General features: G+C 45.5%; 16 protein-coding genes. 6 read left to right on the top strand and 10 right to left on the bottom strand.

Annotated elements, in window-relative coordinates; all coding sequences use genetic code 11:
• Positions 1–8 precede the first annotated feature (8 nt).
• The 8 genes from gntK to AC58QC_RS09580 form a co-directional block, all read right to left on the bottom strand.
• Positions 9–1,571, bottom strand: a complete 1,563-nt coding sequence (gene gntK, locus AC58QC_RS09615) for a gluconokinase (protein ID WP_497414947.1) — start codon at positions 1,569–1,571, stop codon at positions 9–11.
• The gene (locus AC58QC_RS09610; protein WP_497414946.1) at positions 1,568–2,839 is read right to left on the bottom strand and encodes a nickel pincer cofactor-dependent isomerase, group 22; all 1,272 of its coding nucleotides are present in this window, start codon (positions 2,837–2,839) and stop codon (positions 1,568–1,570) included. Before AC58QC_RS09610 ends, gntK begins: the two co-directional genes overlap by 4 nt.
• 19 nt (positions 2,840–2,858) lie before the next feature.
• Complete coding sequence (locus tag AC58QC_RS09605; RefSeq protein WP_497414945.1) at positions 2,859–3,863, bottom strand: LacI family DNA-binding transcriptional regulator; 1,005 nt, start codon at positions 3,861–3,863, stop codon at positions 2,859–2,861.
• Positions 3,864–3,961: 98 nt separating this feature from the next.
• Complete coding sequence (locus tag AC58QC_RS09600) at positions 3,962–5,266, bottom strand: 6-phospho-beta-glucosidase (RefSeq protein ID WP_497415167.1); 1,305 nt, start codon at positions 5,264–5,266, stop codon at positions 3,962–3,964.
• Positions 5,267–5,284: 18 nt separating this feature from the next.
• A complete protein-coding gene (locus tag AC58QC_RS09595; RefSeq protein ID WP_497414944.1) occupies positions 5,285–6,268 on the bottom strand; it encodes an N-acetylglucosamine kinase in 984 nt (327 codons plus the stop codon).
• Complete coding sequence (locus tag AC58QC_RS09590) at positions 6,265–7,263, bottom strand: LacI family DNA-binding transcriptional regulator (protein ID WP_497414943.1); 999 nt, start codon at positions 7,261–7,263, stop codon at positions 6,265–6,267. The genes AC58QC_RS09595 and AC58QC_RS09590 overlap by 4 nt, the downstream gene beginning before the upstream one ends.
• Before the next feature lie 173 nt (positions 7,264–7,436).
• Positions 7,437–8,033 (bottom strand): YkzI domain-containing protein, encoded by a 597-nt coding sequence (locus AC58QC_RS09585; RefSeq protein ID WP_497414942.1) that lies wholly within the window; start codon positions 8,031–8,033, stop codon positions 7,437–7,439.
• 191 nt (positions 8,034–8,224) lie between these two features.
• Positions 8,225–8,455, bottom strand: a complete 231-nt coding sequence (locus tag AC58QC_RS09580; RefSeq protein WP_497414941.1) for a DUF6953 family protein — start codon at positions 8,453–8,455, stop codon at positions 8,225–8,227.
• 190 nt (positions 8,456–8,645) lie between these two features.
• Between AC58QC_RS09580 and AC58QC_RS09575 the strand changes: the two genes are divergently transcribed.
• Positions 8,646–8,765: a YjcZ family sporulation protein gene (locus AC58QC_RS09575; protein WP_082595333.1), complete on the top strand. Its 120-nt coding sequence runs from the start codon at positions 8,646–8,648 to the stop codon at positions 8,763–8,765.
• A 64-nt stretch (positions 8,766–8,829) separates the two neighbouring features.
• Here AC58QC_RS09575 and AC58QC_RS09570 read toward each other — a convergent pair whose 3' ends face one another.
• Positions 8,830–9,675, bottom strand: coding sequence for a stalk domain-containing protein (locus AC58QC_RS09570; protein WP_497414940.1), 846 nt, complete (start codon positions 9,673–9,675; stop codon positions 8,830–8,832).
• Positions 9,676–9,872: 197 nt separating this feature from the next.
• Here AC58QC_RS09570 and AC58QC_RS09565 point away from each other — a divergent pair, with 197 nt between their 5' ends.
• The 5 genes from AC58QC_RS09565 to AC58QC_RS09545 all read left to right on the top strand — a co-directional run bounded on the left by AC58QC_RS09565 (position 9,873) and on the right by AC58QC_RS09545 (position 13,927).
• Entirely contained in the window at positions 9,873–10,511 is a 639-nt protein-coding gene (locus tag AC58QC_RS09565; RefSeq protein ID WP_497414939.1) for a DUF1054 domain-containing protein, read from the top strand.
• A 111-nt stretch (positions 10,512–10,622) separates the two neighbouring features.
• Positions 10,623–11,303, top strand: coding sequence for a hypothetical protein (locus tag AC58QC_RS09560; protein ID WP_497414938.1), 681 nt, complete (start codon positions 10,623–10,625; stop codon positions 11,301–11,303).
• Positions 11,304–11,474: 171 nt separating this feature from the next.
• Positions 11,475–12,203 carry an ABC transporter ATP-binding protein gene (locus tag AC58QC_RS09555; protein WP_497414937.1) on the top strand — a complete coding sequence of 243 codons (729 nt, stop codon included), beginning with the start codon at positions 11,475–11,477 and terminating at the stop codon, positions 12,201–12,203.
• Positions 12,200–13,231, top strand: a complete 1,032-nt coding sequence (locus tag AC58QC_RS09550; RefSeq protein WP_497414936.1) for an ABC transporter permease — start codon at positions 12,200–12,202, stop codon at positions 13,229–13,231. Before AC58QC_RS09555 ends, AC58QC_RS09550 begins: the two co-directional genes overlap by 4 nt.
• Positions 13,232–13,270: 39 nt before the next feature.
• A complete protein-coding gene (locus AC58QC_RS09545; RefSeq protein ID WP_497414935.1) occupies positions 13,271–13,927 on the top strand; it encodes a TetR/AcrR family transcriptional regulator in 657 nt (218 codons plus the stop codon).
• A 145-nt stretch (positions 13,928–14,072) separates the two neighbouring features.
• On the opposite strand, the gene AC58QC_RS09540 is transcribed toward AC58QC_RS09545, so the two are convergent.
• Positions 14,073–15,242, bottom strand: a complete 1,170-nt coding sequence (locus tag AC58QC_RS09540; RefSeq protein WP_497414934.1) for an MFS transporter — start codon at positions 15,240–15,242, stop codon at positions 14,073–14,075.
• Positions 15,243–15,251 lie beyond the last annotated feature (9 nt).

Raw genomic sequence — 15,251 nt, 5'->3', positions numbered from 1 at the left:
GCATTGAATTATGATTGAGGACTCCGTAGGTGCTGATTTTGAAAAGCAGTGATCGCGTCGAATTGATCTTTTAACTGATGATATACGCTCGTATAAATAGATGTCAATTGTTGATAAACGCGATAATTGTTTTCATTCACCTCGTGAGCCTTGCCTACTTGAATCCATTTATGTGCATGTGATAAGTCTTCGATCTCTCCCATAGCGAGTAAACCAAGCAATGCTGCGCCAATTCCCGAGCTCTCAATGGAGTCTGGAACGGTAACTGCCGTACCGAGCATATCGGTCATCATTTGACGCCAGAACTCGGAACGAGCGAAGCCGCCGGATGCGCGAATGACCGTTGCAGGTCCCATCATCCGTTCCAACGATGTGGCAACGGCTTGAATGGAAAACATGACACCTTCTAAGGCAGCACGAATCATATGCTTTTTCTGATGGCTGAGCGAGAGCCCGAAGTACACACCACGCGCATTAGCATTCCAATACGGAGCTCGTTCACCGGATAGCAAAGGCAGGAAGAGCAATCCATCGGAGCCTGCTCCCACTTCAGCCGCAAGTGCCGTCAGGTGATCATAAGGATCCAAGCCCATGCGGCGTGCTTCCTCAGCTTCTGCAGTCGCAATCTGATCTCGCACCCAACGGAATACGATGCCGCCGTTGTTGATCGGTCCACCAACGACCCAGAAGTTTTCTGTTAACGCGTAACAGAATAATTTCCCTTCGGGGTCCGTTTGCGGCTTGTCCACGACGCTGCGAACAGCACCGCTCGTGCCGATAGTGACCGCGACGACGCCTGGCTCGAAGGCACCTACGCCGAGATTGGCAAGGACACCATCGGAAGCGCCGACAATAAACGGCGTGTCCGAGGACAAGCCCATCGCAGCAGCATAGGCAGAGCTTAGACCTTCTACACGATGCGTTGTTGGTACAAGCGTCGATAACTGCTTCGGTGTTACGCCGGCATAGTCGAGTGCACCTGCGTCCCAATCCAATTGCTCCAGATTGAATAAGCCTGTCGCGCTCGCCAGTGAATGGTCAATCAGATACTGACCAAATAACTTGGCAAATACATATTCTTTTATCCCAATAAATTTATGGGTATTTCGTACAAGCTCTGGTTCGTGTTCCCCGAACCACTTCAGCTTCAGAAGTGGCGACATGGGATGAATCGGCGTGCCTGTTCTCGCATAAATCTGTTGTCCAAGTCCGCTGCGCTTCAAATCCTCCGCATACTGGCTGCTACGATTATCCGCCCATGTAATACATTGCGTTAGCGGCTTATTGTGCTCATCTACGGCAATTAGGCTGTGCATCGCGGAGCTGAAGGACACGCATAGCACTTGTTCAGACGTAATGCCTTGCTTGCGAACGACTGCGCCAATTCCCTGCACGACAGCATCAAATATTTGTTCCGGATCTTGCTCTGCACGATCTGCGGCAGGTGTGAATAACGGATACTCAATGGAATGGGAAGCAAGCACGCGTCCGTCGCGATCAATGACTAGCGTTTTGGTGCTCGTTGTACCAATATCGGCTGCTATGATATATGGCTTCTGACTTTCCGTCATTTGCAAATATTCCCCTCTGCATCGAATGATAACTCAAATGGCTCTGATAAAATCTCAATATCCGGATGCTGACGAGCAGCTTCGAGAAGGTTCACCGAAATTTCAATTTCACCAAGGTGAAGTGTGTCTTGGATGCGCACAAGCTTACAAGTCGTATAATCTAAGATATTACAAGTCTTCACTGCTGCTTTGATCGCATAGAAATCATTCTCTAAGGTCGTAGCAATTTTCGTAGGTGCACACACCGTTGACGTTAATCCGTTGGCATAAGTGAATTCTAGGTTTGTCTTATCAACAAGTCGTTGTGTCGTGAAATCAGCCGTACCCACACCATTAGCGTTACCTTTGGTTTCATGTGTCAAATCGAGGACAACCATCTTCGACACTTCTGGCCCGCCATGTGCATACGGAGTAGGGTAACGTCCCGTTACGTTGGGATCCATGCCGTCACCGCTAATATTTTTACCGATATAATCAATTACAAGCACATCGATTTCATCGAATAAAATTTTCGGCAACCGTGACTTTGCTTCAACGAGTAGAAGCTCCTCACGCGCTTCAATTTCGGCTGCAGGCAGTACCTCGACCTGACAGGTCTCGTCATATGCATTCTCAACAAGTGCTACTCCGAAAACGATTGGCAGCTTCTCAATCATCAAATTCGCCATTGCAGGGACATTCTCTGCCATGTATTTAAAGCCAAGTTGATGACATGCTTCTGCACCTTTTTGCTTGCCAAGACCGATCGCGATCATCTTCATGATGCCGCTCTCTATGCGCCCGCGGAATGCAGTATGCGGCTTAACGCGGTTGATCACGACAATAGCATCCGCTTCCGACGCGATGCGATCCACATAAACTGGCAATCCATTCGGCAGTTGATCAATTTTAACCACGTCCATCGAAGAACGAATCGGTGCTCCCATGGTTTCTTCTGTAATGCCAAAGTGCTGAAGTACCTCAGTTTGTCCTTCCGCTGTTGCCCCGCCATGGCTGCCCATACAAGGTACGATAAAAGGATGTGCACCTCTTGCCTTGATCGCATCTAAGGTTGTCTTCGTGAAGCCTGCGATATTCGCAATCCCTCTGCTTCCTACAGCAACAGCTACTTGCTGTCCTGGAAGGATGCTTGGCATAACGCCGCTGCTTTCGAGCTTATCTGCGAGCTCCTTCAAGGGATTTTCCAAGATCGTACGGTCAAACTTCTGGCGAATTTTGACCATTTGCGGAATCGGAATATCATTTAACAATTCTCTTAGAATACTCATTCGACTTCTCCCACTTTCCTTACGCTTGTAATGGTTGCACAGATTCCCGAACTATGAGCTCTGTTCGCAAGAGCAATTGCTCCGTTGCATTTAATTTGTTTTCTATATTACCTAAGAGACGCAGAGCGCCTTCTTTGCTAATTTGTTCAATCGGCCGTCGTACGGTCGTTAATGCTGGAGTTACATACGCTGCGAAAACGGTATCATCGAAGCCAACGACAGAAATGTCTTTAGGAACTTGTAAACCAGCTTCAAACACAGCTTTAATGGCTCCCAATGCCATCTCATCGTTGCAGCAAAAAACAGCTGTTGGTCTCTCCGAGAGCTTCAGGAAGCTCTGCATCGCCTTATGGCCGCTTTCTAAATCATACAATCCTGGCATGCGATAGGCAGGTGGAACTGTGATTCCATAATGCCCCATGGCTCGTTCGAAGCCATCCTTCCGATTTTGTGCGGATTTGAAGCCTTTGCGACCTTCGATTAGAGCAATTTTCTTATGCCCTTGATTCACCAGGAAGGTGCCTGCATGAAAAGCACCTTGCTCTTCATCAGAAAGCACATTCAGAACACCAGCGGTATCCACAGGTCGATTCAATACGACGAGCGGAATCCCTTTGTTCGCAATGTGCTCAATGATCGGTTGGTCGTCGTCACTTTGGCTGACAATGATAATGCCATCAAAGCTTTTCTTTGTAATGGAATGAAAGCTAGTGTAATCATCAATGCCTTTGACAATCAACTGGTAACGATCTCGAATCACTGAGTTGACTCCACGAATAGCTTCGTAAAAGAAGCCCGCAGAAGTTCCATTGCTTAGTGTGGTAAAGAATAGCCCCAAGTTATACGAACGATCCAGTACTAAACTCTTCGCATTATAATTCGGCGTGTAATCCAATTCTTCAGCGATGATGCGAATGCGCTCCTTGGTCTCCTCTTGGATGAGCGGACTGTTATTCAGCGCTCTGGAAACTGTCGTGTGGGATACACCCGCGAGCTTCGCAATATCCTTAATGGTTGCGCTCATACCTTCACCTCTATCTGAAGCATATCACATCTATGCACACGTTAACAATAGTCTTTTTACAGCACAAAAAACCTCCCTTCTCAGGGAGTCTTCACGTATTATTCTTTGAAAAAAGCAGGTAAATATGGACGATTCTGTTCCAGCATCTCATTCATCAACGTTTTGGCAACGGAAACAGACGGTACTAGCGGATGATGAACAAGTGCCTGAAGAACAAGGTCACGACTCCCCTTGACAGCCGCTTCAATCGTCAAACGCTCGTAGGTTTTGACCGCATGGATAAGCCCCTTCACATGCTCTGGCACCTTGGTTAATCCCATAGGTACAGGACCCTGACCTGTTACGACGCAGTTGACCTCGATGCAAGCATCGTTTGGCAGGAAATCAAGGATCCCATTGTTACTAACATTCAGCGTTTGGATATCGCGGCGATCATTATATAGTGAGATCATCAAATTCACAGCTGCTTCCGAATAATAAGCGCCGCCGCGCTTCTCTAATTGCTTCGGCTTCTCTTGTAAATCTGGGTCCTGATAAAGTTTGAATAGCTCGTCTTCGACGCGTTTAACCACTTCAGCTCGTGTTCCGTTTTCTTTCATCGAAGCTAGCTGTTCCTCGAGCATGACATCCGTCATATAAAAGTACTTTAAATAGTAGGAAGGTAGCGCTTCAAGTGAGCGCAGGAAATCGGCATCCCACTCGCTAGCGGGAACATTTTTACCGCTGTATTCTTCTCTTTTATCCAATAGTTCACTTAATTTATCCTCACCGTCAATCTCAGCTCGAGTAACCCAATGAAGATGATTTAATCCCACGAACTCGGTATAAATCTGTTTCTGATCAACGTTATATTTGTTCATCAACCATTTGTGCAAACCGATTGGTGCATTACATAGTCCGATGCTTTTCACATGCGAATGCTTATGAATCGCCTCAGTTACCATGCCGGCTGGATTCGTAAAATTTAAAAGCCATGCATTTGGACTTAATTCTTCAATGTCCTTGCAAATATCCAATAGCACAGGAATCGTCCTGAGCGCTTTCATCATGCCGCCTGGCCCCGTCGTTTCTTGACCAATCACACCATATTTATTCGGGATATGCTCATCCCATTTGCGAGCCTCTAGTAAGCCCACACGCATTTGTGTACTTACGAAGTCTGCATCTTTAATCGCTTCTCGGCGATCTAAGGTTAAGTATACCTCGATTGGCAAGCCTGATTTTTCGATCATTCTTTTCGCAAGATTACCGACGATTTCCAGTTTATGTTTACCCGCTTCAACGTCAACAAACCAAAGCTCTTTGACAGGAAGCTGCTCGTAACTCTTAATAAAACCTTCCACGATTTCTGGTGTATAGGATGAACCTCCACCAATAATGGCAATTTTCAAGGCACCTTTCATTCCACTCACGTCCTAACTCTAGTTTGTAGGTATGTCCTCATAATTCGAAGCTGTTTTAAGATTATCGTAGGCTTCCTGACTTAGGGCATGTCCCTCCGCTTCCATCGCAAGCCAAACAGCACCTACGACTGGTTCTACACCTAATTTGACAACAGTAGCCTTTGGCGCAATCTGATGGACAGCTTGTTCAATGAATTTGTGTACATAGGAGCCTTCACCTCTAGTAACCACACTCCCCGCAAGGACAACATCAAATTGTTCATCCTGCATGCCAAGTCGGCAAATAACCGCGACAGCAGACTTGCCAAGCTCTTCCCCTTGGACTTGCAGAATACGGCATGCCACTTCATCCTCTTGCTTTGCGGCTTCAAACAGTAGCTTCGTCAAATGAAGCGGAATGGGCATTTCGTGATCCATAAAGTCATTAAACATATCATCTACGCTTGAATAGCCAAGTTCCCTCAGCACCAAATCTGTCAATAACGTGTGACGCTCCCTGCCATCCCATGCTCGAATCACAGAACGGAACGCCTCGACAGCTAATGTTCCACCACCGCCAAAATCACCGAATTGATAAGTAAAACCCCCGCATTGATAAAAGCTTCCTTGTCGATTCTTCCCTGCACTATTCGTTCCGCTTCCGCAAATGAGAACCACACCGAACGGCTGTGAGGTCCCTGCACGAAGCGCGATCATCGTATCGCAATCAATCTCGTACTTACTAAACCCAAGCTCCTTAATAAGCGGACGAAGTATTTCATAATCGATCGGTCGATCCGCGCCGGCTAATCCAAAAAAGGCAAACGTAATATCCTCGCGCGTTAAGTTCGCAGCTTCTAAAGCCATTTCTACAGAGCTTGTAATATTACTCCGTGCAAGATCAACACCTAACTGGTGATTGCCATTCCCACTGTGTCCCTTGCCAATAACACGGCCTGTGGCATCGGTAACAAGGGTATATGTTTTACTGCCGCCGGCGTCTACGCCTAAATAGTACGTCATCTCTGCTGTCTCCTTGCTGTGGATTGTCTAACGACTAGCTCTGGCGTCAACTTTATCGTTTGATGTGTTTCTGTTTCGCCGTCAATCCAACGTAGTAATTCTTCAACGGCGGAACGTCCAAGCTCGGTAGCTGGTTGACGTACCGTTGTTAAATGCGGGCGGAATTCCGAAGCGAAAATTTGATCATCGAATCCCACGATCGATATATCTTTAGGTATTTGGTATCCTACAGTTTTACAAGCATCCATCAAGCCAAGTGCAATGAAATCGTCTGCCGCGAACACAGCAGTGGGCAGCTTCTCTTCACGAATCCAGCTATCTGCAATCTCATAACCCGAGGCTATGCTAAATTCACCTTGTTGAATCCACAATTTGTTTAAGCCCGCTTCCTGCATCGCGTGAATGTATCCACGTTCCCGTTCAGCACTACTTAAAAACGGTTTAGATCCTCGAATATGGGCAATTTCCGTATGTCCAAGTTCAATTAAATGCTTGGTCGCCTCGTAACCTCCCTTGAAATTATCTACAATGACGGAGGATACGGATTCATGAGTTTGTTGATTATCCAGGAGAACAAAAGGGATTTTCTTTTTACGCAACTCAGAAACATAAGCCTCTTCATTCGTTGGAGATACTACAATAAGTCCATCCACACGATCCTCTTGAAACAATGAATTCTCGAAGGATGTGAATACATCTGCCGAGATCGATAAGGCTAAAAAGTAGCCTCGCTCTGCCAAGCGGTCGTTCATTTCCTTGACTACGGCATCAAAGAATGAGTCATTAAGATTTGAGATCGCCACACCGATAATGCCGGTCTTTCCTCTTGCTAAGCTGCGTGCCGCTGCATTGGGCTGATAATCAAGCTCCTTCATAGCTTGCAGCACCTTCTGCCGATTCCCTTCGCGCACCGTACCAGCTTGATTAATAACCCGGGAGACCGTGACCACAGAAAGTCCACTCTTCTTCGCTACATCAAAAATACTGACTTTCATGGCTTCAGCTCCTGTAAAAATTCGAAAGTTTAAGCGCTTTAACTTTTATAAAATAATTATAAACGAAGCGTCATGAATACACAAGCCTCGATTCCTCGCCCCTAAAAACACACAAAAGAGAGTCCCGTATACGTTCATACAGGCTCTCTTTCATCCCAGCACACTATTCATTCTCACATCTCCAATAGAAGCATTTCTTGTCTCAACTCAATCAATTTAACTTTACTTTCCATCACAGCTTTGGTATCCCCGGATGAGAGTGCATCTTGCAGCGTCGCTAGTTCATAATCAAGCTCCATACGCAAAATAGGGATGCGTTCATCCGTCCGTTTCGATCTTAGTGCTTGCATGACTTCTTCTACGGTCACAGCAGGCTCCTTCTGATACAGCACTTTATGCTCGATTCCGCTAATTTCCACCATGCGGATGATTTCCCCGAACATAATATTCTCAATGAGAATTTGCCGATCCTTGAATCTTTTAACCACAGCATGACCGCGTGTATCCCCGATCAGTTTCTCCATCATTTCAGCGAGCTTCTCATCCTTAAATGAATAATTGCCAACGATCTTATACTTCTCGCCAATTCGTTCGAATTTCAGCTTAATCAGCTTGCGTCCAGTCCGAATAGAAATGATAAACTGAAGTTCACTTTCATTCCAGTACAGCGAATAGCCTTCTTGAATGAGTGCTTTAATGAAGTTCCGGATTAGCCGGCGATCAAATCGTAACTCTAGGTTGCAATACTCCACTTCATGACTCTTACTCACGGCAATCCCCTCCATAATTGGCGCATAACCATTTATTTAAATATTCAGACAACTTGTGTTCTTACAGTTATCTTATTATGAATTCTATGTTTTAGCAACTTGGTTTATGGATATTTTTTTAAAAGAAAACGCACAAAAAAGCCGATGCCTGTTTGCCATCAGCTACAGCCCATGTTCAATCAAAACTATGATTAATGCCAGCCCCAGAAAAATCCATCGCGTTCCCATGCGGCTTTACCGCCATGCAATTTCTTGAAGATTTTCTTAACTTCTTTGGAAATAGCTTGATTTCCATTGTCATTGACATAAATAAATGATTCCCCAAAATGCTTAAGAATATAGTCAACGGCATCCTTTTGATACAAAATTCCCGCCGATTTCAATTCAGTAAGCATCCACTCTGCCACATCGTTCGCTGTCATGCTTTAACCATTCTCCCTTCACTGTCCATTCGAGCATTATATCACATATCCTTGCAAAATCCGCACCTGACTAGGGACACCAGCACAATCACTTATGATGTCGTGAATAGCCCATTCCATCCCGTATATTAATCCATATGCTATTTCGAAAGTCATTGAACAGGTCTTAAGAAAGAGAGGGTGAATCAAAATGGGTTATGGTGTAGCAGGTGTTGGCGGTGTTGGCTGTGGCGGCGGTTATGGGTCTTCTGCAGCAATCTTGGTTCTTTTCATCTTGTTAGTTATTATCACTAGCGCTTTTGTCATTTAATCCTCATCAGATATGAAAGGGCAGCCCCTTGTTTCAGGAGCTGCCCTTTTAGTTGATTCAAGCGTTACTTCCCAGCCTCGATATCTTCTTTGGAAGAACTTCCAATTAAATAATTAATTTCATTATTCCACCCCGTTGTTTGAGTCAAGGTAAGTTTAGTTCGATAAAAATGACCATTATCATTTGTCAAATAGCTGTATGTATTTTCTTCCGGTAATTTATCTATGATGATCGGATTAGAAGCAATGACAACGCCATTAATCGGCAAATATTGAAAATCAGTTACATATTCTCTTAATTTTTTTAACTTTAACGGATCTTTCTCTTCGGATATGACGATGGTTTCGTAATTCGTATACGATATTTGTGGGGGCTCGTTACCCCATACATTTTTCAATTCAGTCTCACTTACGTACAGTTGGCCTGTAAACTTATCTTTCGCCTTACGCAAGCCATCTATGCGAATACCCATTCTCTCTACATCGATTACACGGTAATACGCTTGATCCGTATTATTCATTAACACTGGATAGGTAGCCCCACGGTAATCCATATAATGCGCATACGGGAATTGCAGCTTAATTTCCAAGTAATTCGTTGCCGTTCCCTCCGTAGGTTGATTTGGATTCACTCGCGGATTAATAAAGATTGTTTTCGTGCTTTCCTCCCAATTAACAATAGCACCCAAATAACCGCCTAACTCTTTAACTGGCAAATAACTCGAATTATTATAAATTAATGGCGGGTTCGCTAACTGAACGGATTGACCATTCACAACAACCTTATAATCACTTCTCAGATAAGCATCGACACGTTGAATCACATCTTGTGCGTATACACCTGCCCCAAAGCAAGTTCCCATTAAGGTTCCTATAATTGCAACTTTTGACCATTTCGGCATCTTCTTCATTCGTATTCCTCCTGTACCTTTCCATCGCTCGTTATCAGTAAGGTTCGACAAATTCCTGAATTTTCCTGCTTGATTCGACAATATCGATCTAACGGCCTATACGATGGTGTCGACGAAGCTTATGATTCATTGCGAGATGTAGGAAATTGCTTTAGAATAGTTTGAAAAACATGATTGTGAAATGAGGACCATACATAATGAGTTTTACTGGATTTACCCAACACGATTTCGACACCTTCGCCATTGAAGGCTTAGATGGCCGTATGGCTGCCATTCGCGAGCGAATTCAACCTAAATTTAAAGCGCTTGGCGATGTGCTAGCTGCAGAATTATCCGTGCAATCTGGCACAGAAATGTTTCTTCATATAGCGAAGCATTTACGCCGTAAAATCAATCCACCTGTCGATACTTGGATGGCCATATGTCCTAACAAACGTGGCTACAAGCAGGTGCCTCACTTCCAAGTAGGTCTATTTGATGATCGCGTTTTTATCTGGCTGGCACTCATTTATGAACTTCCAAACAAAGGCAATATCGCGAAGACGTACATGGACCATCTTAAACAGATTCAAAAAGAAATTCCTGCCGATTTCCTTCTATCTTTCGATCATATGAAAAAAGATACAACACCTGTGTCCAAGCTTGACACAAAGGGGTGGAACGAAGCCCTAACTCGTTTCCGCGATGTCAAAAAAGCCGAGCTGCTCATCGGTAGAAACATCAGTTTCGATGACCCTGTTTTAGCTAAACCCGCAGAATTAGAGCGCTTGATCGAACAAACCTTTGTGAATCTTCTTCCTTTGTACAAGCTTGCCGTAGATACGCCATCACTCTAAATTCATCAAAAATTTATGTTATATTAAGGTTACATTCAACTAAAACGAGGCTTTCCTGCACAGACTATATCCTGTAATTCCCAAAAAACAGGAAAGGAGGCCTCGCATACATTGGAAAACATAAAAATAAGAAAGCTGCTTATCAGCTCGATCGCACTCACCTGTATCTTGGGTGGGAGCCTTACGGCTGTCGCACAAAACCCTGATTCTGACGAGCAGCCAACCGTGCAATGGCAACAAGCTGACGAGAAAGGACAAGGTGGACATCATAAGCGGAAATGGCCGATTATTGAAGAATCCGCCACAGTTATCGGTGTCGACAAAGAAATCCTCTTCAAATCACTGAAGAGCGGTAAGAGCATTGTTGAAGTCGCTGCCGAAAAAGGAATTTCAGAAGCTGATTTAACTGCCAAGCTCCAACAGATGCGGACGACCAAGATTGATGCAGCCGTGAAAGATGGCAAGCTAACAGCCGATCAAGGCGATCACATGAAGCAAAAGCTAGGCGAGCATCTTAAGTTCATTCTCAACGAGAAGAACCTATTAGCTCACCATCCTGGGCACGGCAAGATCAAGTTCGGGTTAAAGCCTGACACAGAGAAGCTCGCAAAATCGCTTGGCATGACGAAAGACGAACTCCGTTCGCAGCTGCATGCGGGCAGGTCTTTAACAGAGATTGCGCAAGCGAAGGGTATTTCCAAAGACAAGCTAGTGGTATCCATTAAAGATCAATTAACACCCTCCATCGAGAAATGGGTTGATCACAAAATGGAACCAAAGGCGAAAAAGTAACTGTTGATCATATGACATAAGGGGCATTCTACGGAATGCCTCTTTGTTTGCATTTCATTTTAGAAAAATGAGTGATTACTCACTTCTCAACTGCATAAATTTGAAGTATGATTAGTTTAGTTTTATAAGTGAGTGATTACTCACTTTACTATTCCGAAAGAGGTGCAGGCCATGACAGCAGCCACATCGATCCAAGTGCACGGGGTCAGCAAGCAATTTGGTGAGAAATTGGTACTGAAGGACATTACACTTGCTGTACCGGGTGCGCAGATTTTTGGACTCCTAGGCCCTTCTGGATCGGGTAAAACAACACTCGTGCGCATGATCGCAGGCATTGACGCCCCTACATCCGGTCAGGTGCACGTGCTCGGCCAGAAGATGCCACAGCTTGCAATGCTCTCACAGATCGGCTATATGGCACAATCAGATGCCTTATACACCGAATTAACTGCACAGGAGAACCTGGCGTTTTTTGCAGCCTTGTATGGACTCAAAGGAGCCAAATGTAAGCAGCGCATTCAAGCGGTTATGGAGCTCGTTGATTTAAGTGATCATTTGAAGAAGCAAGTCAGCAACTATTCAGGGGGAATGAAGCGACGATTATCACTCGCTATTTCCTTACTTCATGAGCCTAGCATCCTCATTCTCGACGAGCCAACTGTAGGGATTGATCCTGTCTTGCGTAAATCGATTTGGCAGGAGTTGACGAATCTAAGTCTTAATGGAACTACTATTCTTTTGACCACACATGTCATGGATGAAGCAGACAAATGTCATCAGCTTGGCATGATTCGTGACGGCAGTCTCACCGCTATAGGTACACCAGATGAGTTAAAAAGAGCTACCTCCTCCGCCTCGATTGAAGAAGCATTCTTAGTATATGGAGGTGCTCACGCATGAGAATTCGAGCCATTGTCATTCGCATTCTTCGCCAATTTTTCCATGATAAACGAACACTCATGATGATGCTTGTTGCCCCTATGCTGATCTTATTCATGATGTCATTAGTGTTTAATGGCAACACATACGTTCCTAAGTTCGGAGCCGTGAATGTCCCCGCTCCACTCATTCAGAAGCTGCAGGATTTGAATGCGGAGGTCACGGTATTCACCGCTGAGGAAGCCCAAACGGAACTGGATCATGTTAAATTAGATGCTGTAATTGCCATGAATGGCAATACGCCTCAACTGACTCTGGAAGGCAGTGATCCAAGCAAGAATAAAGCAGTACTCTTCCTACTTCAAAAGGCTTTACAAAGCGCTGCTCCCGCTGGCACCGCTGCAGCTCTCGCGCCTACAATAACGTATTTACATGGCGCAGCCGATATGGCCGCTTTTGATAATTTCGGACCAGTACTCATTGGGTTCTTCGTTTTCTTTTTCGTTTTCCTGCTTTCCGGTGTGTCCTTCCTGAGAGAACGTACGGGGGGAACCTTGGAACGATTGCTCGCTACACCATTGCGCAGATGGGAAATTGTCGTCGGGTACATCCTCGGCTTCGGTATCTTCACTACCTTGCAAGCTACACTGATTGCTTGGTTTGCTACCAGTGTACTCGGCCTAATGTTGGTAGGCTCCTTCTGGTATGTCCTGCTCATTACCCTTCTGCTTGCTCTGGCTGCGCTCTCACTGGGAACATTGATTTCTGCATTTGCCAATAATGAATTCCAAATGATTCAGTTCATACCGCTGATCATTGTGCCACAGGTATTTTTCTCCGGCTTGTTCAGCTTGGATACGATGTCGGTTTACCTTCGCTGGATCGGTCATTTGATGCCGTTATACTACGGAGCTGACGCCCTGCGGAATATTATGATTCGCGGCGCCGGCTGGGATCGCATCTGGCTTGATGTGCTCGTGCTAGCATTATTTACTCTCGTATTTATGGTCTTGAACATTGTGGCATTGAAGAAGCATCGTAAGATATAATGAATGGATGTCTAGGAACTGAGAAAAGAGGTGAATGCAATGTCCGATATCGAGCCATGGTTAACTGAACTGCTGCGTCTGAACGACGAAGAAGAGAAAATGACCGAGAAACAGATTAAGATTGTTCAAGCGGCCGTGGAGATTTTCTCTGAGAAAGGTTTTGCAGGCTCCTCGACGAGCGAGATTGCTCAGAAGGCTGGTGTAGCGGAAGGTACGATCTTTCGTCACTACAAAACGAAAAAAGAGCTGCTTCTCTCGATCGTAGCGCCTATGATGACCAAGCTCATTGCACCATTTGCGGTGAAGGATTTCACGAAGGTACTCGAGGCTGACTATCCGAGTGTTGAGCATTTCTTACGCGCGATTATCGTGAATCGGCTAGAATTTGCTCGCAAGCATTTTCCTGTGATCAAAATTTTCATGCATGAAATCCCCTTCCACAATGAGCTTCGTGAACAATTTAAAGTTATGGTGGCCGATCTAGTTCTGGAGAAGGCCTATAAAGCGATACGACATTTCCAGAGGCAGGGTCAAATCATAGAACTTCCCACGCCAACGACGATGCGACTAATCGTTTCCACCATTGTCGGCTTTCTCATTGCCCGTTTTCTTCTTGTTCCCGATGCGGATTGGGATGAAGAAAAAGAAATCGACTATACCATTAAGTTCATTATGTACGGATTGTCACCTCGATAAAATGCTGAAAAGGTCAGTTCGCAAGATCTGTTCAACGCTGTAGCGGTGTTTTTCACGCTTACAGCGCAGAAAATGAGCTTGAAAACAAAAAGCTGCACATCCCTCTCCTTCTGGAGAAATGGATGTGCAGCTTTTCTACGTTATGTTAGACCGCTCGCTGCGCGGTAGTCTGGCGATCAACCAAAATGAAGCGCTGCAGCAGCAAGATTGCAGCTAAGCAGAGCACGCCGCCGATGATGAACGGCAGCGAATGGGCGATCGCGAACACCGCTCCGCCAAGGAGTGGTCCTGCGATGCGGCCCAGGCTGTCCATGGAGGAGCTGAGACCTGTCGCGACGCCTTGTCCAACCTTCGTCCGCTGCGTAATCAGCGACGTCACACACGGTCTGATCAGCGCGTTCCCGGCGCCAAAGACCGATAAGTAAATCGCAGCGGTCACGACGCTGCTGGAGTACAGCAGCAAGAAGAACCCTGCTGCAGAGAGCAGTAAACCGATGCCGATGACGAATTGCTCGGCACCCTGCTTCACTAGGCGGCGTACGACGCCGCCTTGGATCAATGCACCGACGATGCCGCTCGCAAGGAACATCATCCCAATGTCAAACGGCGTTGCGCCGATTTTGTCCATTTGATAATACTGAAGCGTTGCTTCAAGTCCTGCCAGAGTGAACGAAACGAAAAACGATAGCACATACAGATACTTGGAAGCACCATCGAATGCGGTCCAGCGCGAAGGCGCTTTTTCCTTCGACGATCTACGCTTGTCCACCGTCAAGGATTCTTTTAGAATCGCAGCTGCAAATAAGAATGAAGCAAAAGAGAGGACAGCAGCTACGAAGAATGGTGTGTAAGTTCCCCATTTGCTGACAATCCCGCCAACCGCAGGTCCGAAGATAAAGCCTAAGCCGATCGACATCCCCACCATACCCATACCCTTCGTTCGATTCTCTACCGTAGTTATATCCGCTACATAGGCTACAGCACAAGCCGTTGCCGCGCCTGAGAATAAGCCTCCTAGAATACGAGATACATACATGATCCAAAGTTGATCATTGGCAAAGCCGAAAATTAAGAAGCTTAAACTAAAGCCTAGCAATCCGATTAAGATAATAGGTCTACGGCCGATCCGATCCGATAAGCCTCCCCATATAGGAGACATTAAGAATGATGCTGCCGAATACACCGATAAGAGTAATGCGTTATGAAACTTCGCTCCTGCGCCATTCACAACCTCTGGAAGTACAGGAATGATAATTCCGAATCCGATAAAGATCGTCATCAGCAACAACATGATGATTCCAATCTGTTTATTCATGATGCGTTA

It is taken from the genome of Paenibacillus sp. J22P51 (genome assembly GCF_059692215.1).
This window is presented reverse-complemented; position numbering and strand designations above follow the sequence as displayed.

Coding starts and splice junctions, on each gene's coding strand:
- gntK (WP_497414947.1), bottom strand. CDS start 1,571: ATGACGGAAAGTCAGAAGCCATATATCATAGCAGCCGATATTGGTACA.
- AC58QC_RS09610 (WP_497414946.1), bottom strand. CDS start 2,839: ATGAGTATTCTAAGAGAATTGTTAAATGATATTCCGATTCCGCAAATG.
- AC58QC_RS09605 (WP_497414945.1), bottom strand. CDS start 3,863: ATGAGCGCAACCATTAAGGATATTGCGAAGCTCGCGGGTGTATCCCAC.
- AC58QC_RS09600 (WP_497415167.1), bottom strand. CDS start 5,266: ATGAAAGGTGCCTTGAAAATTGCCATTATTGGTGGAGGTTCATCCTAT.
- AC58QC_RS09595 (WP_497414944.1), bottom strand. CDS start 6,268: ATGACGTACTATTTAGGCGTAGACGCCGGCGGCAGTAAAACATATACC.
- AC58QC_RS09590 (WP_497414943.1), bottom strand. CDS start 7,263: ATGAAAGTCAGTATTTTTGATGTAGCGAAGAAGAGTGGACTTTCTGTG.
- AC58QC_RS09580 (WP_497414941.1), bottom strand. CDS start 8,455: ATGACAGCGAACGATGTGGCAGAGTGGATGCTTACTGAATTGAAATCG.
- AC58QC_RS09575 (WP_082595333.1), top strand. CDS start 8,646: ATGGGTTATGGTGTAGCAGGTGTTGGCGGTGTTGGCTGTGGCGGCGGT.
- AC58QC_RS09570 (WP_497414940.1), bottom strand. CDS start 9,675: ATGAAGAAGATGCCGAAATGGTCAAAAGTTGCAATTATAGGAACCTTA.
- AC58QC_RS09565 (WP_497414939.1), top strand. CDS start 9,873: ATGAGTTTTACTGGATTTACCCAACACGATTTCGACACCTTCGCCATT.
- AC58QC_RS09555 (WP_497414937.1), top strand. CDS start 11,475: ATGACAGCAGCCACATCGATCCAAGTGCACGGGGTCAGCAAGCAATTT.
- AC58QC_RS09550 (WP_497414936.1), top strand. CDS start 12,200: ATGAGAATTCGAGCCATTGTCATTCGCATTCTTCGCCAATTTTTCCAT.
- AC58QC_RS09545 (WP_497414935.1), top strand. CDS start 13,271: ATGTCCGATATCGAGCCATGGTTAACTGAACTGCTGCGTCTGAACGAC.
- AC58QC_RS09540 (WP_497414934.1), bottom strand. CDS start 15,242: ATGAATAAACAGATTGGAATCATCATGTTGTTGCTGATGACGATCTTT.